Raw genomic sequence first — 18,058 nt, forward strand, 5'->3', positions numbered from 1 at the left:
ACCGCGCCTTCGAGGGGTGCTCTCCACAGCATTGGCGCGATGGTGCGTTGCGCCGCTCAGCCGGACGTGCCGCGCGGTGGCAGCGGTAGCAGGTGCGCGGTCGCGCCGTCCCACCCGGGCGGGACCACCGCCAGTGCGTCGGCGACCGCGGCACCCCAGATCATTCCGGGCCGGTCGCGCCCCACCGGGCTCGCCTGGTCCGCCTCGACCCGCACCGGAACCAGCCGGGTCATCCGTTCGTGGCTGGTCACCTCGCCGGCCAGGACTGCCTCGGTCAATGGGGTGAGCGGGCGCGCGGCGAGGGCGCTCACCAAAGGCTCGACCAGGGTCATGGTCGCGACCAGGGCCGCCAGCGGGTTTCCCGGCAAGCCCGCGACGTAGCGGCCGCCGAGGCGGGCGAGCAACTGGGGATGCCCCGGTCGGCAGGCCACCCCGTTCACCAGCAGCTCGGCTGACAGCTCGGTCAACACCCGGGGTAGCTGGTCCCCGACTCCCACAGAGGACGCCCCGGTGGTCACGACCACGTCAGCGTCGACCTCAAGGGCGCGCCGCAGCGCGTCGCCGGTGTCCGGCACGTGCTCGACCCCCGTCAGCTCGGCCCCCATCCAGGTCAGCAGACCAGGAAGCATGGGCCCGATCGCATCGCGAATCCGGCCCGGCTGCGGGACACCCTCGTGCACGAGCTCGTCGCCGGTGACGATCGCGGCGACCCGCGGTCGGCGGTGGACCGCGAGCGCATCGTGCCCGGCACTCGCGGCGAGGGCCAACACCGTTGGTGTGATGCGCGCACCGGCGGGGACGAGCTCGGTGCCATCCGGCACCTCCGAGCCGGCGCGACGCACGTGCCGTCCGCTGGTAACAGCCCCCTTGACGACGTCGCCGCTGCGTGTCGCCTGTTCGTAGGGCAGAACGGACTCGGTGCCCTCGGGAACCATGGCGCCGGTGGCGATCTCCACCGCATGTCCCTGGCGCAACGGGGCGCGCGGCACCTCGCCGGCGAGCACCCGGTCAACGATCTGCCAGGGGGCTTCCCCGGTGACGGCGTAGCCGTCCATGGCTGCGGTGTCGTGCGGCGGGTGTGCCAGCCGGGCGGTCAGCGGCGCGGCGAGGGTCGCGCCAAGCGCGTCGTGCGTAGGCACCGTCACGACGGGCAGGGGAGCCACCGCCGAGTGGGGCAGGTGCCGCGCGGCGGACCAGTCCAACGTCATGGGGATACCGTACGTCCCTGGCCCGGCGGCGCGGAGGCGACGTCGCCGGGTGCCAGTGTCCGGTGCCGCTCCCCCACCCACCGGGTCAGCCCGCGCCGGTCAAGGTGCGCGAGAAACGGCCCGGCGACGCGGCGGCTCGTGTCGAGCGCCCGCCTGGCATCGGCCGTGGTGAACGGCTGCCGCCAGCCGGCGAGCACCCGCACCGCCTCGTCGACGGCTTCGATGGGCAGAACGGTGGCCGAGCCGATCCGGACCAGCAGGCCGGTACGGACGCCGGCGGCGAGTCCGGCCCGGGTGAAGCCCAGTTTGGCGAGCCGGGCCGGGGTGGGCGCGCGGAACGGCGCCGGGGCGAGCGCCTCGGTCAGCAGCGTGAGCGGCTCGACGAGGGGGCCGGGAGTACGGGGTCCCGCGGCCGCCGCGACGATGTGCCGGTGCCGGACCGCGAGCGGGGCGGACACCAGGCTCTCGACCAGCCTGCGGTCGCGCAGGCCCAGCCACAGCCGTACCGCCTCGACCGGCACGCCCGGCGCCCCGGGGTTGCGTAGCGCGTAGCCGGCGGTCAGCGACCCGAGGCGGTGGCGCAGCTCGTCGAGGTCGCCGGGGCCGGCCGGGTAGCACCCGGCAACTGGGGCCGCGTCCTCCTCGCTTTCCGTGGTGCCGGCCAGAGCGGGCAGGCACGCCGCCGCGCTGTGGTCCGCGGGTCCGGTCGTCGCGATGGCGTCCGCGGTCACCCGGCCACCTCGGCGACGGGCTCCACGATCCGGTGCGCGCCGGTGTAGATGTTCATCGAGTCGCCCCGGACGAAACCGGCGAGCGTCATTCCGGCCTCGGCGGCCAGGTCGACCGCCAGGGACGACGGCGCCGAGACAGCGGACAGCGTGGGGATTCCCGCCATGAGCGCCTTCTGGGTGAGCTCGAAGGAGGCGCGCCCGCTGACCTGGAGCACGCACCCGCTCAGGGGAAGCAGGCCGGACTTGAGCGCCCACCCGATGACCTTGTCGACCGCGTTGTGCCGGCCGACGTCCTCGCGCAGCGCCATCAGCTCGCCTTCAGCGGTGAACAGGCCCGCCGCGTGCAGCCCGCCGGTCCGGTCGAACACCGCCTGCTGGGAACGAAGGAGGTCGGGCAACGCCAGGAGTACGGATTCGGCGATGGTCGCGGTGTCGCTGCTCACCTGCCACCGCGCGGTCGTCCGGACCGCGTCGAGGCTGGCCTTCCCGCAGATCCCGCAGGAGCTGGTCGTGTAGAACGCGCGTTCCAGGGACGGGTCGGGCGGAGCCACGCCCGGCGCCAGTGTGACGTCCACGATGTTGTACTCGGAGTCGGGCTGGGCGCCTGCGCAGTACCGCTGGGCCGCGATGTCGTCGGGCGACACGAGGACTCCCTCGGTTACCAGGAAGCCCGCCGCCAGGTCGAAGTCGTGGCCGGGGGTTCGCATGGTCACCGCCAGGGACTGGCCGTCCACGCGGACCTCCAGCGGCTCCTCCACGACCAGGGTGTCCGGCCGCTCCGCCCTCGTACCCGCACGCAGTCGCACGATCCGGCGACGGTCGGTGATGCGGCCCATGGCGGCCTCCTTCGGCGCGTGTTACCGGGTGATCACCCTTGGTCGGTGTCCAGCGGGCACGGGACGAAGCCATGCGCGCGGGCGGTCCGGACCGGTTTCCCGGGGAGCGCCATGGCGCGACCCTTTCGTGTGCAACCCGTGTGAACTGGCGACCAGTTCCCATCTTCCATGGTCGAGCGCCGAATGAGGAACATCAAATTGAATCTGCGAAAGGCGCGATAGGCGCGGTCTATTGGCACGCCCGCGCGGCCATTGCCGGCACCCGCCGGGCGGCCGAGGCGTGAGCCAGAAGGTCGCTCCCTGAATCGGTGATGTGGGTGCGTGGTGCGGCGCCGAACGGAGCGGCGAAGGCGGCGGGTGGGCCAGCCCGCGGTGATCGGTACGGGTGCCCGGTGGTGGCGCGCCCGACGGGGGCGGCGAAGACCGGTGGTGGGGCCAGGGCTGGTGGTAATCGGTGCGGTGGGCGGATGGTGGCGTGTCCGACGAGAGCAGCGACAACGACACATAGCCCGGGGGCGCTGCCTGGGTGCCGCCCGGCACGGGCCCCGTCCGATTTTTGTGCCGATCTGGAGGATTCCGTTCCTTTACCGCGCTACTAAGGAACGGAATCCTCCAGATCGACGCCCAGACCGCCCACAATCCGGACATAGCGGGCGCGTGGGGGCTCATGCGGCACCGAAACTGACCGTGCGGACATGGTCAGCGCCGAGAATGTCCCCACAGTCACCCTCGCTACGATCCAGCACCGAGAACGACACCACGGACACCCCCGCTGCGTCCGGACACTGGCCGCTGCTTCGTCGGGCGCGTCACCACCGGGCACCAGAAGCGATCACCGGGGGCCGGCCCATCCACCGCCTTCGCCGCCCCGTCACGGCCGCCACCACCAGGCACCAGCACCGACACACGCCCACCCCAACCATCCAGCATCCTCGCCGCCCCGTCACGGCCGCACCACCAGGCACCAGGAACGATCTATGGGGGCCCACCCGCCGCCTTCGATGCCCCGTTGGACACGTCACAACGTGCCCACCGCAGCGATGGGCACTCACCCGGCCCATCCGGCGCCTTCACTGCCCTTGTCGGATGCCCAACCGCCCGCCCGCATCACCGAACTAGCGCTCGTCCTGCTCCGGGCCGCGGGTGGCCTCGTGCGCCGGTTCGTCGCTCTCGGGGGCCGCGGGAGCCTCGCCTTGCAGCCGGTCCCACTTGCGCAGCCCTTCCTGGAACTCCTTCGCGGTGAATGGGTCGAACACGGATGTCTCCCTTGGCTTGGGTTCGAGTTTCGCGCTCCGCGCGCCGGTGTGGCGCGTTCGGGACAGCGCGCCGCTACGCGTCCGAGGTGCCGACTGCACGACTCGGGCCGACCGGGAGTATCCGGCCTGGTAGCGGAGATATTCGGCCCAGTGTATGCGCTCGCTGGCCAGGTGCCGCGAGGTCCTGAGGTGCCCGCTGCCGCGCCCCGGCGAGAGTCCGCCCACCCCGTCCACCCCTCGCTGTGCATCACGCTACGTGTTCAATCCCACGCTCCGGGGTGCCACCGCACACGGCCGACCGAAATTAACCGGTGAGATTCGTTGCCCGACCCGCACCACTCAGAACGCGACCGGATTGCAACTCCACATGCGGTAGACACATGACGAAAACCGAGGTGTAGTAGATCTGAGCTCTACTGTTACGCTTCTCGACGGACAACGAACGGCGTTTTGCACGTCGCCGGACGCCGCGATCCGGACTGATGGGGGTGTTCGGATGGAGTGGACCGGTTCTCGTCCCCGTGGCGGACCGGCACAAAAACCTGCCACGGACCAGTAACACAAAGTAATCGTCACGCATAAGCTATCCGTGCCCAACGACCCCTGGAGGGCGCGTCGCCACGACCGCCTCGCGAAGGCATCCACCGCTCGGGCACCCCGGCGCCCCCCTTCCGGTTGCGCAGGATGTGCCGCGCGGGAGCGAGCCAGGGCCCGCCGTCCAGAAGCGCCGCCGTTCGCGGCGGCCGGATGACCGAAGAGGAGATCGTGCCAGCAGTACGCGCAGACAGGCTCTACAAGGTATTCGGAAAGAACGGGCCGCAGGCCGTTGAACTGCTGGCCGACGGACGCCACCGCGACCAGATCAGTGCTCTGAACGTCACCGCGGCCGTGATCGACGTGAGCTTCGACGTGGAGCCCGGCGAAATCTTCGTGGTCATGGGGCTATCGGGCTCGGGAAAGTCCACGCTGATCCGAATGCTCAACGGGCTGCTCGAACCGAGCGCCGGTGCGGTCGAGGTCAACGGCACCGACATCACCAAGCTCCCCTCGAACCAGTTGCGCCGGCTCCGCAGCCAGCACGTCAGCATGGTGTTCCAGCACTTCGCGCTGTTCCCGCACCGGACGGTGCTGGAGAACGCCGCCTACGGCCTTGAGGTCCGCGGCACGCCGCGCGCCGAGCGCCAGGAGAAGGCGCAGCACGCACTCGGCCTCGTTGGCCTGGATGGCTGGGAGAACCACGTTCCCGAGCAGCTCTCCGGTGGTATGAAGCAGCGGGTCGGCCTGGCCCGCGCGCTGACCGCCGACACCGAGATCATCCTGATGGACGAGGCGTTCAGCGCGCTCGACCCGCTCATCCGGCGCGACATGCAGAGCCAGTTGCTGGAGCTGCAGGCCAGCCTGGGCAAGACCGTTGTTTTCATCACGCACGACCTCAATGAGGCGATGCGGCTCGGCGACCGCATCTGCATGCTGCGTGACGGCCGGGTGGCCCAGATCGGCACCGCTGAGGAGATCCTGAACGACCCGTCCGACGACTATGTCGCCAACTTCGTGGAGGACGTCGACCGCAGCCGGGTCCTCACCGCATCCTCGGTTATGCGCCCTGCGGAGGCGGTACTCAGCGCCGATAAGAGCCCTCGGGAGGGGCTGCGCGTCATACGCGAGAGCCAGTCGTCCGTTGGCTACGTCGTGCACCACGACCAGCGGTTCGTTGGTGTCATCCGGGAAGGGCTGGTTCTCCGGGACGGGCTGACCTCGGCGTCGGACACCCCCCGACTGGGCGACATCGCCGACACCAGCGTGGCGCCGGTGCGCACCAACACCCCCGTCGCCGACCTGTTCCACCGGGCCGCGCACAGCCCGGACCCCCTGCCCGTTGTCGACGGCGATGGGCGCCTCGTCGGCATGCTCAACGGCCCGGCCCTCCTGGGCGCCCTGGCGCCCGACAACGCTGCCACGGAACCGCCCGGCGCCGGTCTTCCCGGGACAGGCACGGTGAACCCGGTCGATCCGGGGGCAGCGGTCAAGACCGAAGGTGGGCAGTCATGAGCGCGTACGGAACCGGCTACGCCGTCGCCGTCCCGAACCTGCCCGTCGGTGAGGCGTTCGAGCGGGCCATCGACTGGCTGCGCAGCAACTTCTCGGCCGTGTTCGACGTCATCGGGGAGGCCATCGGCACCAGCGTGGGAGCGCTGTCGGACTTCCTCAGCGCGCCCAGCGCCGCCCAGCTCACCCTGCTCGCGTGCGTGGTCATCGCGATCGGCCTGGCCCGGCGGGGACAGGGGCGGATCGTGGCCGGCCTCGTGGCCGCGTACCTCGTGCTGTACCTGCTGGAGGCGTTCACGGGGGCGGTCTCGTCCATCATCGGCTCGCTCCCGGGCGCTCTCTTCTACTGGGCGATGGACCTGTTCGGCGCGGACTACGTCCACCCGCCGTTGGTGCTCGCACTGCTGCTACTCGTGTTCCTGGTGGCGACGGCCGCGTGGCGGCAATGGGCGCCGGCCGGCGCGGTCACCCTGGCTCTGCTGCTGGTCCTGGCCGGCGAGCACATCCTGGGCGTCCAGTTCGAGCTGTTCGCCGTGCTGATCTTCGCCGCGCTGGCCACCTTCATCGCCGGCTGGCGACTGGCCGTATTCACCGTCCTGGGTTTCCTCCTGATCATCAGCATGGATCGATGGACGGAGGCCATGAGCACCCTGGCGCTGGTCCTCGTCGCCACCATCGTCGCCGTGGCCGTCGCGATCCCGATCGGGGTCGTCGCCGCCTACAGCAACCGGGTGAGCGCGACGCTGAAGCCGGTCCTCGACTTCATGCAGACCATGCCGGCCTTCGTCTACCTGATCCCCGCGATCGCGTTCTTCGGTGTCGGCCAGGTGCCCGGTGTGATCGCGACCGTCGTGTTCGCGATGCCGCCGGGGGTCCGCCTAACCGAGCTGGGAATCCGCCAGGTGGACAAGGAGCTCGTCGAGGCCGGCGAGGCCTTCGGCGCCCCCAACCTGCAGATCCTCCGGGGAATCCAGCTTCCGCTGGCCCTGTCGACGATCATGGCCGGCATCAACCAAGTCATCATGCTCAGCCTGTCGATGGTGGTCATCGCCGGAATGGTCGGCGCCGGCGGACTGGGCAACACCGTCTACTCGGGTATCGCTCGCGCCGACGTGGTACTCGGCTTCGAGGGAGGTATCGCTGTGGTGATCCTCGCCATCTTCCTGGACCGGTTGACCGCGGCCGTCACCCGCTTCTCACCGGCGGCCCGGGCCAAGCGGATGACCGTTGGCTGAGCGCACCGCTGGCGGGCCCCGTGCGCCACCGGCGGCGCCGGGACCTGCCAGCGGTACGCCGCGAGAGCGGGCCCCGCTCGCCCTGTTCTCCGCCCATGGCAATCCCCCAGTCCCCGGAATTTGGCTCTCCCCCGAACTGGAGAGACAAGGCGCGCTGAGCCGGCGCGCACAACAGAGGAGGGATCGAACATGCCATCGATCAACCGAACGCGCCATCTGACCCGCATCGCGGCCGCGGCCGCGTCTCTCGCCGTAGTGGCGAGCGCCTGCGGCGGAGGAGGCGTGGAGACCGGACCCGAGGAGGGCGGCGAGGAGCAGTCCGTCACCATCGGCCTCATCCAGTGGGACGAGGCCATCGCCGTCACCAACGTGTGGCAGACCATCCTGGAGGAGAAGGGCTACGACGTCACCGTCGAGGACGTCGAGGTCGCACCGATGTTCCAGGGTGTGTCCCAGGGCGACATCGACGTGTTCATGGACGCCTGGCTGCCCGACACGCACGGGGAGTACTGGGACGAGTACGGCGACCAGATCGAGGACGTCGGAACCTGGTACGACGGCGCGACCCTGCACCTGACCGTGCCCGAGTACGTCGACGAGGTCGACTCCATCGAAGACCTCCCCGACAACGCCGACCTCTTCGGCGGCGAGATCGTCGGGATCGAGGCCGGCTCGGGCCTCGTGCAGCGGACCCAGAACGACGTCATTCCCGACTACGGGCTGGAGGACGACTACGAGCTCGTCGAGTCCTCCACGCCGGCGATGCTGTCCGAGCTGGAGAGCGCGATCGCCGAGGAGGAGCCGGTCCTCGTCACGCTGTGGCGTCCGCACATCGCCTACGTCAACCACGACCTCAAGGACCTCGAAGACCCCGAGGGCGCGTTGGGCGAGGGCGAGGAGATCCACACGGTGGCCCGCGAGGGCTTCGCGGACGACTACTCCGAGCTCAACGGGTGGCTGGAGAACTTCAACCTGTCCGCGGAGGAGCTTGAGTCACTCGAAGAGGTGATCATCAACGAGTACTCCGACGACCAGGCGGAAGGCGCCCGCACCTGGCTGAACGACAATCCGGAGTTCGTGGAGCGGACCCTCGACGAGGACGCCGAAGGGCTGGACTTCTCGTCGTAGCCGGGTAACCGGCCCATTGCTGATTGGGCCTGCACTGGTATACCAGTGCAGGCCCTATCCTTGGATATAGACCCTTTGACCTGGGACGATGGGGCGCCTGGATGGCAAATGCCGCCGGGACCGGACCGCTGCGGCGGTTTCTCCGGCCCCTATACCCGCAACGGCGCTTCGGCGTCCCAAAATAGGGCCGGGTTTCGAACCGAAAACCAATTCACGCTTAGGTCGGCAACGGTGGCAACAACGAGCAACCAGGCGGACACGAACCGTCCTTGCGGCATGCATGGATAACCAAAAGCTCCACAACCGTATCAATATCCGGTAACCAACCATCGGTAAATGGCTGGTGACCCGCGCTGCAGGCCGTAGGATTCTGCCCTGAGGTCTGCTATTGGCAAGATAATTCGATAATCCGGCACCCAAGACGTTCCCCGGCGAACGATCGGCGAGTCCTCGCTTGGGCTGTGTTCAGCGTGCGCAGCCAGCACCCTGACCAGCAACATCGATACCGGGGCGGGATGGTCCGGAGCTCGGGAAGGAGTCGTCATCAGTCGAGCTAAGTCCTACATACAGGAACATACGAATCCCCCAGTCTTCTTCATATCCGCGACTATCATCCTTGCTTTCGTAATCTATGGCATGGTAGCGCCCGACCATCTGAATACGAAGGCAGCGGAGACGCGCGACTGGATTGGAGCGAACCTCGGAGCGTTCTACATCCTCGCGACAACGTTCTTCCTGGTCTTCGCCCTGGTGATGATGGTCAGCAAGTACGGCGGGATCCGTCTCGGGCCCGACTCTTCGCGGCCCGAGTTCTCCACCGGCGCGTGGTTCGCCATGCTGTTCACCGCCGGCATGGGGATCGGCCTGGTGTTCTACGGCGTGGCCGAGCCCACGGCGCACCGGCTGAACGATGCCATCGGGCGTGGCGACACCAGCGCCGACGTCGAGGCGTTCCAGTACACGATGTTCCACTGGGGCTTCCACCCGTGGGCCGTCTACATCGCGCTCGGTCTCGCGCTGGGGTACTTCTGCTTCCGCAAGGGCCTGCCCATGCGGCCCGCGGCGGCGCTGTACCCGTTGATCGGCAACCGTATCTACGGCTGGATCGGCAACCTGGTCGACATCCTCGCCGTCTTCGGCACCCTCTTCGGCCTGGCGGCCTCTCTGGGGCTGGGTACGCTGCAGATCAACACCGGGCTGGACATGATGTTCGGGCTCCCGAACAACCAGCTCACCCAGACCATCATCATCTGCCTGATCACGGCGACCGCCGTGGTCAGTGTGATCGGCGGGATCGACAAAGGCATCCGGCGGCTGTCCGTCATCAACCTCTGGCTGGCGGCAATCCTGCTGGTGTTCGTCTTCATCGTCGGCTCCCAGCCGTGGATGATCAGCATGATGGTCAGCGGCACCGGCGCGTACCTGCAGAACCTGCCGGCCATGAGCCTCTCGTTCCCGACCGAGACGCTCGACCCCGAGGGCAACGGTTTCGCCACAGCGTGGACCGTCTTCTACTGGGGCTGGTGGATCTCCTGGTCGCCGTTCGTCGGGATGTTCCTGGCCCGTATCTCCTACGGCCGGACCATCCGGCAGTTCGTCGTGGGTACTCTGTTCGCCCCGGTCGGGGTGAGCGCCGTGTGGTTCGGCGTCTTCGGCGGCTCCGGCATCCTGGCGGACCGCGCCGACCCGGACAACACCATCGGCAACGCGACCATGATCGATGGCGCGGAGGACCAGGCCATGTACCTGTTCTTCCAGGAACTGCCGCTGCCCCAGATCGTCATCGCGGCCATCGCCCTGCTCGCGATCATCGTTGTGACGGTCTTCTTCGTCACCTCGTCCGACTCGGGCTCCCTGGTGGTCGACATGCTGACCAACGGCGGCGACCCGCACCCGGTCAAGATCCAGCGGGCCGGCTGGGCCATCGCCGAGGGCCTGATCACCATCGTGCTGCTGATCATCGGTGGCGAAGTCGCCCTGGACGGTCTCCAAGCGGCGGCCGTGGCCACCGGACTACCGTTCGCGGCGGTCCTGGTTGTGGTCTGCATCGGCCTGATCAAGGCGCTGAAGGACGAGCACCCGTCGGCGTACACTCCGTTGGTGCCCGTACCTTCGGGACAGTCGGGCGGAGCAGTCGGTGGAGGTGCGTACACCCCGGGTCACGAGGCTGGTGCCACCACGTCGGCGACACCGGCGTCTAGCCCTCCGCAGGCCAACGACGGCGAACAGTGAAGGGACTGACACGACGGTGAGCACAAAGAAGAGAAGGGGCAACCCCTTCCGCGGAGTCCTGGACATGATGAGCGAGATGAACAGGATCTCGGACACCATGACCAATCTGGAGACCGGGGCTCCCCAGACGCGGGGGTACTCCGACGCATGGAGTCCGACCACGGACATCTTCGCGCGTGGCGAGGACCTGGTCATCCGTAGCGAGCTGCCGGGAGTCCTCCCTGAGGACTGCGAGGTGTCGTTCTCGCACGGCTACCTGACCATCTCGGGTGAGCGTCGCCACGATGACTCCGACGTCATCTACTACGCCTCGGAGCGGTTCCGGGGCACCTTCCGCCGGGAGATCACCCTCCCGGAGGGCGTCGACGAGGAGGACATCGAGGCGCAGTTCGACGACGGCCTGCTGGAGGTCGTCGTGAAGGACGCCGCCGAGGCGACCGGGCCCTCGCAGATCACCGTGCAGAGCAAGAAGAAGCGCCAGTAGACAGGCGCGAATGACGGTGGCCCGGGCGGAGTGGATCCGCCCGGGCCACCGTCGTTTCGGGCCGCCCTCCCGGCGCGTCGGCGCTCCCTGATCGCGCCACTCTGAAAGCCCGGTCCCACTCGTAGGATTCTGCTGGGATCTGCAATCCGCGCCACGGTTCGACGTCCGGTACCGGGACGGATGGCTCGAACTCGGGAAGGAGTTCTCATCAGGCCCATCAGGTCCTACGTCCACGAGCACACGAACCCCCCTGTCTTCTTCGTATCGGCGGTCGGCACCCTCGTCTTCGTGATCGTGGGTATGGCATGGCCCGAACGGTTCAACCACGTCGCGGTCACGACGCGTGACTGGGTTGGCACGAACCTCGGAGCGTTCTACGTCCTCGCGACGACGTTCTTCCTGGTCTTCGCTCTTGTGCTGTTGGTCAGCAAGTTCGGCGCGATCCGGATCGGCCCCGACTCCTCGCGACCCGAGTTCAGTACCGGCGCGTGGTTCGCCATGCTGTTCACCGCCGGCATGGGGGTCGGCCTGGTGTTCTACGGCGTGGCCGAGCCCACGGCGCACCGGATCGACGGCGCCATCACGGACAACGGCGGCTCATCCGAAATAGAGGCGTTCCAGTACACGATGTTCCACTGGGGATTCCACCCGTGGGCCGTCTACATCGCGCTCGGTCTCGCGCTGGGGTACCTGTGCTTCCGCAAGGGCCTGCCCATGCGGCCCGCGGCGGCGCTGTACCCGCTGATCGGCAACCGTATCTACGGCTGGATCGGCAACCTGGTCGACATCCTCGCCGTCTTCGGCACCCTCTTCGGCATTGCGACATCGCTGGGGCTGGGCGCGCTGCAGATCAACACCGATCTGGAAGAGATGTTCGGAGCTCCGAACAACCAGGTAACCCAGGTCGCGATCATCTGCCTCATGACAGCGATCGCCCTACTCAGCGTCCTCGCTGGGATCGACAAGGGCATCCGGCGGCTGTCCGTCATCAACCTCTGGCTGGCGGCGGCCCTGCTGGTGTTCGTCTTCCTCGTCGGCTCCCAGCCGTGGATGATCAGCATGATGGTCAGCGGCACCGGCGCGTACCTGCAGAACCTGCCGGCCATGAGCCTCTCGTTCCCGACCGAGACGCTCGACCCCGAGGGCAGCGCGTTCAGCACCAACTGGACGATGTTCTACTGGGGCTGGTGGATCTCCTGGTCGCCGTTCGTCGGCATGTTCCTGGCCCGCATCTCCTACGGCCGGACCATCCGGCAGTTCATCATCGGCACCCTGTTCGCCCCGGTCGGGGTGAGCGCCGTGTGGTTCGGCGTCTTCGGCGGCTCCGGCATCCTGGCGGACCGCGCCGACCCGGACAACACCATCGGCAACGCGGCGGCGAACTTCGAGGAGGACCGGGCGACGTACCTGTTCCTCCAGCAGCTCGACGTGCCGATCACCGTCGCCTCGGCTGTCGCCCTGCTGACGATCATCGTTGTGACGGTCTTCTTCGTCACCTCGTCCGACTCCGGTTCGCTCGTCGTCGACATGCTGACCAACGGTGGCGACCCGCACCCGATCAAAGCCCAGCGCGCCGCGTGGGCCATCGCCGAAGGCCTGATCACCATCGTGCTGCTGACCGCTGGCGGACAAACGGCCCTGGACGGCCTGCAAGCCGCGGCCCTGGTCATAGGCGTCCCGTTCGCGGTGATCCTCGTACTCGTCTGCATCGGCCTGATCAAGGCGCTGGGTGGGGAGCATCCGTCGGCCTACACACCGGTGGCGCGCGCCAACCAGAGGTGACCACGCTGGCCCGGGCGGCTTCACTGCCCGGGCCAGAGCGTGGTCCCGCTAGAACTCCCGGTCCTGCTCGTAGGGTCCGATGACGGCCAGGGCTTCGGGGCGGCCCAGGATCTCCGCTGCCACCGCCGCCGCCTCGTCAGCGGTCACGGCATCGAACCGGGCAAGGTCGGCGTCGAGCGAGACGTGCTCCGGGTAGCCCAGCTCGTGTACCGTCAGCCGGCCCATGCGCGCCGTCGTGCTCTCGTTGCCCAGGACCCACGACCCGCGGATCTGCCCCTTGGCGCGTGCCAGCTCCTCGTCGGTGAGGCCATTGGCCGCGACATCGGCCAGCTCCGCGCGGCAAACCCCGAGGACCTCGTCGATCTTCTCCGGCAGGCAGCCCACGTAGACCTGGAACAGTCCGGTGTCGGCGTAGCCGGAGTGGTAGGCGTGCACCGCGTAGGCCAGCCCGCGCCGCTCCCGGACCTCCTGGAACAGCCGCGAGGACATTCCGCCGCCCAGGGCGGCCGAGAGCACCCGAAGTGCGTACCAGCGGTCGTCGGTGCGCCGCACCCCCTCGCAGCCGAGAACGAGGTGGGCCTGCTCCGTCTCCCGCGAAAGCAGCTTCGTCCCCGGACGCACCGGCACGGGGGCGCCGCCGATCCGCGGTTCCGCCGAACGGGCCTCCCCCGCGGCGCCCAACTGCCCCTGGAATGCCGCGTGCACCTCGGAGACAACCTGGTCGTGGTCGAGGTTGCCGGCCGCCGCGACGATCAGCTCAGCCGGAACGTAGGCGGCCTGGTACTGCTCCCGGATCCGCTCCCGGGTGATAGCCCGGATGGTGTCGTTGGTACCCAGGATCGGGCGGCCCAGAGCGGTGTCCCCGAACATCCGTTCCGCGAAGACGTCGTCGACCAGATCGAACGGCTCGTCCTCGCACATCGCGATCTCTTCGAGGATGACCCCGCGTTCGGTCTCCACCTCCGCGGGATCAAGCACCGAGTTGGCCACCATGTCGCTGACGACGTCGATGGCCAGCGGGAGGTCCTGGTCGAGCACCTTCGCGTAGTAGGTGGTGCGCTCCTTGGTCGTGAACGCGTTGTGGTTGGCGCCAACCCCGTCGAGCAGCGCGGAGATCCGCAGCGCGTCGCGCTCCCGGGTGCCCTTGAACAGCAGGTGCTCCAGGAAGTGGGCCGCTCCGGCGTGCACGCTGTCCTCGTCGCGCGAGCCGCTGGTGGCCGAGATTCCGAACGCGGCCGAACGAACGCCCGGCACCGCCTCGGTGACGACGCGCAACCCGCCGGGAAGCACGGTGCGGCGCACGAGACCCGAGCCGCCACCCGGTTCCAGCAGAGTGACGGTGCTTCCGGGCTCCTGCTCGGCTGCGATGGGGACTGAGCTCATTCTTCCCTCTTCGTCCTGGTCGTGGAGTTTCGTGGTTTTCCCGCCCGTCCCGCGCGGGGCGGCAATGGGGGCACGGCGGGTGGGTGGGGCATGGGGCCGCGCCGGGTGGGTTGCGGCAATGGGCGACCCCCGAGCGAAGCGAGAGGGGTGCCCCATTGCCGCCGAACGGAACGGTGCACCAACGCTGGGCGCGGCAAGCCGGCCCGCTCGCCGTGCTCACTTCGCCCCATTGCCGCAACTCCCTCGGGTGAACCTCACCCCAGCACCACACCCCCGGGAAGGGGTATCGAACCAAACCGGGCCCCTCTCCCCCACCACCCCACAACACCGGAACCCGAGTCCTGGCCGTCAGATGGGCCCAGGGGCAGTTCTTCGGAGTGCTTAGCCGCTTGAGGCGGGCGCCCGCGAACTCGAAATACACTGCCCAACTCACTGCCGGGAGAAACAACGTGGGGTGGCAGCGCCATTGCGCGACCACCCCACAGTCTCACTACAGCGTGCGGCTTGTGCTAGGTGTTCTCACTCCGCGCACCGCGGGTGCGGCGCCGGCGGCGATCGCCACCCTCGCTCTCGGCGCCCGACTCCTCGGTCGCCTCCTCCTTGGCGTCCGCACCATTGGACTCCGCCTCGGACTCGGCCTCGGACTCGGCCTCGGACTCGACGACCTCGACCGGAACCAGCGACAGCTTGCCGCGGTCATCGATCTCGCGGATCTCCACCTGGATCTTCTCGCCGATGGAGATGACGTCGTCCAGGTTCTCGATCCGCTTCCCACCGTGCAGCTTGCGGATCTGCGAAATGTGCAGCAGACCGTCCTTGCCGGGCAGCAGCGAGACGAACGCGCCGAACGCTGTGGTCTTCACGACCGTACCGAGGTAGCGGTCGCCGACCTCGGGCATGGTCGGGTTGGCGATGCCGTTGATCGTGTCCCGCGCGGCCTCGGCGGACGGGCCGTCGGTGGCACCGATGTAGATGGTGCCGTCGTCCTCGATCGTGATGTCGGCGCCGGTCTCGTCCTGGATCGAGTTGATCATCTTCCCCTTGGGGCCGATGACCTCGCCGATCTTGTCGACCGGCACGCGGACCGTGAGGATGCGCGGCGCGTGCGGGCTCATCTCGGCCGGACGCTGGATGGCCTCCTGCATGATGTCCAGGATGGCCAACCGGGCGCCACGGGCCTGCTGCAGCGCGGCGGAGAGCTGTCCGGCGGGGATGCCGTCGAGCTTGGTATCGAGCTGCAACGCGGTGATGAGCTCGCGGGTGCCGGCGACCTTGAAGTCCATGTCGCCGAACGCGTCCTCGGCGCCGAGGATGTCGGTCAGCGTCACGTACTCGTCACCGTCGCTGATCAGGCCCATGGCGATGCCGGAGACCATCTCCTTGAGCGGGACACCCGCGGACATGAGCGACATCGTCGAGGCGCAGACCGACCCCATGGAGGTGGACCCGTTGGACCCGACGGCCTCGGAGACCTGCCGGATCGCGTACGGGAACTCCTCGCGCGACGGCAGCACCGGCAGGAGGGCCCGCTCGGCCAACGCGCCGTGGCCGATCTCGCGCCGCTTGGGCGAGCCGACACGTCCGGTCTCGCCCGTGGAGTACGGCGGGAAGTTGTAGTTGTGCATGTAGCGCTTGGTCTTCTCCGGGTTAAGAGTGTCGACCGTCTGCTCCATGCGCAGCATGTTCAACGTGCTGATGCCCAGGATCTGGGTCTCGCCGCGCTCGAACAGCGCCGAGCCGTGCACCCGCGGCACCACCCCGACCTCGGCGCTGAGCTGGCGGATGTCCTTGGGACCGCGGCCGTCGATGCGGACATGGTCGCGCAGTACGCGCTCCCGCATCAACTGCTTGGTCAGGGACCTGAACGCCGCGCTGATCTCGCGCTCGCGCCCCTCGAAGTCCTCCAGCAGCTTCTCCGCGGCCAGCGCCTTGACCCGGTCGAGCTCGACCTCGCGGTCGTGCTTGTCGGCGATGGTCAGAGCCTGGGCGAGCTCCGAGCGCACGGCGCCGTCGACCGCCTGGTAGACGTCGTTCGCGTAGTCCAGGAAAACGGGGAACTCACCGGTCTCCTTGGCGGACTGGTCGGCCAGCGCCTGCTGGGCCTTGCAGAGCACCTTGATGAACGGTTTCGCCGCTTCGAGCCCCTCGGCCACGGTCTGCTCGTTGGGGCCGACCGCACCGTCGGACACGAGCTTCAGCGTGTTCGGGGTGGACTCGGCCTCGACCATCATGATCGCGACATCGCCGTCGTCGAGCACCCGGCCGGCGACGACCATGTCGAACGTGCCGTTCTCCAGTTCGCTGTGCGTGGGGAAGGCGACCCACTGCCCCTCGATCAGCGCCACGCGCACGCCACCGATCGGCCCGGAGAACGGGAGCCCGGCGATCTGCGTGGACATCGACGCCGCGTTGATCGCGACCACGTCGTAGAGGTGGTCGGGGTGCAGCGCCATGATCGACTCGACGATCTGGATCTCGTTACGCAGGCCGTCCTGGAAGGACGGCCGCAGCGGCCGGTCGATGAGCCGGCAGGTGAGGATGGCGTCCTCGGACGGACGGCCCTCGCGGCGGAAGAACGAGCCGGGGATGCGCCCGGCGGCGTACATACGCTCCTCGACGTCCACCGTCAGCGGGAAGAAGTCGAGGTTCTCCTTGGGCCGCTTCGACGCCGTCGTGGCCGACAGCACCATCGTCTCGTCGTCAAGGTAGGCGACAGCGGAGCCAGCGGCCAGCTGGGCCAGCCGGCCGGTCTCGAAGCGGATGGTCCGGGTGCCGAAGCGACCATTGTCGATTACTGCTTCGGCGGAATACGCGCCCTCCATGGGCGACCTCCTGTACGGTCGGATACTCGAAGGTCCCGCGCTCGTACCCCGGAGAAAGTGCTCGTCGAGATATCGTCTCGGCCATCCGAGCGGGACGGGGTCTCCCCCGATATCGCGCTCACAGGTCCCTGACTGCCGGCCATCGATCGAAGCCTCCGGCACATCCCGAAAACGGGGCGGGCCGAAGACCACTACCGAGGACCGGCCCCGACGCGAGTGCCAAGGGCGGATGACGCGGGAAGTCTTCTGAAGTGAAGTTGTTGTTTTTTCTTACTGTAGACACACTGACCACCGTGGGCGGTACCCCTGGCCACAGCACCATAGTGTCTACACACTACTAAGAAAGGGAGTGGCGTGCGCCACTCCCTTGCGTCACCTCGGCTAACGGCGCAGCCCAAGACGTTCGATGAGGGTGCGGTAGCGGGTGATGTCCTTCTTGGCGATGTACTTCAGCAGCCGCTTGCGGCGGCCCACCATCAGCAGCAGGCCACGCCGGCTGTGATGGTCGTGCTTATGCGTCTTCAGGTGCTCGGTCAACTGGGTGATCCGGTGCGTGAGCAGCGCTACCTGAACGTCCGGTGAGCCGGTGTCGCCCTCTTCGATGGCGAAATCGGCAATGATCTTTTCCTTGGTGGCGGTGTCGATCGACACGGCTCTCCTTCTTGTCGGTACGCGGTTCTCGTCGAGCCACCGCACAACATCCCCGATGGGGACGGCGCGGGGCAGGTGACCATGCGTACGTACAGTCACCTCGATGTGGGGTCCGAGTACCCCTCCACCCGCGAGCGATGGGCGGGATGCCACACCCGATCGCTGGTGCTCAGCTTTCGCAGTGGTACCGGCACGCACAGCGGCGGGGGGAACGCTTCGCAGTCTACCGCAACAAACGAGGTCACCGAACCGATGCCGCCCGCC

Annotated in this window: 13 protein-coding genes; 6 read left to right on the plus strand and 7 right to left on the minus strand. The window is 68.3% G+C overall.

Going from position 1 to position 18,058, the window contains the following annotated elements; translation table 11 throughout:
- Positions 1–56 precede the first annotated feature (56 nt).
- From F4561_RS20790 to F4561_RS20805, 4 genes are all read right to left on the minus strand, one after another.
- The gene (locus tag F4561_RS20790; protein ID WP_184581039.1) at positions 57–1,208 is read right to left on the minus strand and encodes a molybdopterin molybdotransferase MoeA; all 1,152 of its coding nucleotides are present in this window, start codon (positions 1,206–1,208) and stop codon (positions 57–59) included.
- Positions 1,205–1,939: a SelB domain-containing protein gene (locus tag F4561_RS33770; RefSeq protein WP_184581040.1), complete on the minus strand. Its 735-nt coding sequence runs from the start codon at positions 1,937–1,939 to the stop codon at positions 1,205–1,207. The genes F4561_RS20790 and F4561_RS33770 overlap by 4 nt, the downstream gene beginning before the upstream one ends.
- Positions 1,936–2,775, minus strand: a complete 840-nt coding sequence (fdhD, locus tag F4561_RS20800; protein WP_184581041.1) for a formate dehydrogenase accessory sulfurtransferase FdhD — start codon at positions 2,773–2,775, stop codon at positions 1,936–1,938. The genes F4561_RS33770 and fdhD overlap by 4 nt, the downstream gene beginning before the upstream one ends.
- Positions 2,776–3,890: 1,115 nt before the next feature.
- Positions 3,891–4,031, minus strand: coding sequence for a hypothetical protein (locus F4561_RS20805; protein ID WP_184581042.1), 141 nt, complete (start codon positions 4,029–4,031; stop codon positions 3,891–3,893).
- 765 nt (positions 4,032–4,796) lie between these two features.
- On the opposite strand from F4561_RS20805, the gene F4561_RS20810 reads away from it, so the two are divergent.
- From F4561_RS20810 to F4561_RS20835, 6 genes are all read left to right on the plus strand, one after another.
- Positions 4,797–6,080 carry a quaternary amine ABC transporter ATP-binding protein gene (locus F4561_RS20810; protein WP_376773700.1) on the plus strand — a complete coding sequence of 428 codons (1,284 nt, stop codon included), beginning with the start codon at positions 4,797–4,799 and terminating at the stop codon, positions 6,078–6,080.
- A complete protein-coding gene (locus F4561_RS20815) occupies positions 6,077–7,312 on the plus strand; it encodes an ABC transporter permease (RefSeq protein WP_184581044.1) in 1,236 nt (411 codons plus the stop codon). Before F4561_RS20810 ends, F4561_RS20815 begins: the two co-directional genes overlap by 4 nt.
- Before the next feature lie 189 nt (positions 7,313–7,501).
- Positions 7,502–8,440 (plus strand): glycine betaine ABC transporter substrate-binding protein, encoded by a 939-nt coding sequence (locus F4561_RS20820; protein WP_221445567.1) that lies wholly within the window; start codon positions 7,502–7,504, stop codon positions 8,438–8,440.
- A 564-nt stretch (positions 8,441–9,004) separates the two neighbouring features.
- The gene (locus tag F4561_RS20825; RefSeq protein ID WP_184583954.1) at positions 9,005–10,672 is read left to right on the plus strand and encodes a BCCT family transporter; all 1,668 of its coding nucleotides are present in this window, start codon (positions 9,005–9,007) and stop codon (positions 10,670–10,672) included.
- Positions 10,673–10,688: 16 nt separating this feature from the next.
- Entirely contained in the window at positions 10,689–11,156 is a 468-nt protein-coding gene (locus tag F4561_RS20830) for an Hsp20/alpha crystallin family protein (protein ID WP_312885409.1), read from the plus strand.
- Positions 11,157–11,372: 216 nt separating this feature from the next.
- The gene (locus F4561_RS20835; RefSeq protein ID WP_312885619.1) at positions 11,373–12,938 is read left to right on the plus strand and encodes a BCCT family transporter; all 1,566 of its coding nucleotides are present in this window, start codon (positions 11,373–11,375) and stop codon (positions 12,936–12,938) included.
- Positions 12,939–12,986: 48 nt separating this feature from the next.
- Here the strand turns inward: F4561_RS20835 and F4561_RS20840 are convergent, their stop codons facing one another.
- The 3 genes from F4561_RS20840 to rpsO form a co-directional block, all read right to left on the minus strand.
- The gene (locus F4561_RS20840; RefSeq protein ID WP_184581046.1) at positions 12,987–14,321 is read right to left on the minus strand and encodes a M16 family metallopeptidase; all 1,335 of its coding nucleotides are present in this window, start codon (positions 14,319–14,321) and stop codon (positions 12,987–12,989) included.
- A 509-nt stretch (positions 14,322–14,830) separates the two neighbouring features.
- Positions 14,831–17,143: a polyribonucleotide nucleotidyltransferase gene (locus F4561_RS20845; protein WP_184581047.1), complete on the minus strand. Its 2,313-nt coding sequence runs from the start codon at positions 17,141–17,143 to the stop codon at positions 14,831–14,833.
- A gap of 381 nt (positions 17,144–17,524) precedes the next feature.
- Complete coding sequence (gene rpsO, locus F4561_RS20850) at positions 17,525–17,794, minus strand: 30S ribosomal protein S15 (protein ID WP_184581048.1); 270 nt, start codon at positions 17,792–17,794, stop codon at positions 17,525–17,527.
- Positions 17,795–18,058 lie beyond the last annotated feature (264 nt).

This window comes from Lipingzhangella halophila (assembly GCF_014203805.1).
GTDB lineage: Bacteria > Actinomycetota > Actinomycetes > Streptosporangiales > Streptosporangiaceae > Lipingzhangella > Lipingzhangella halophila.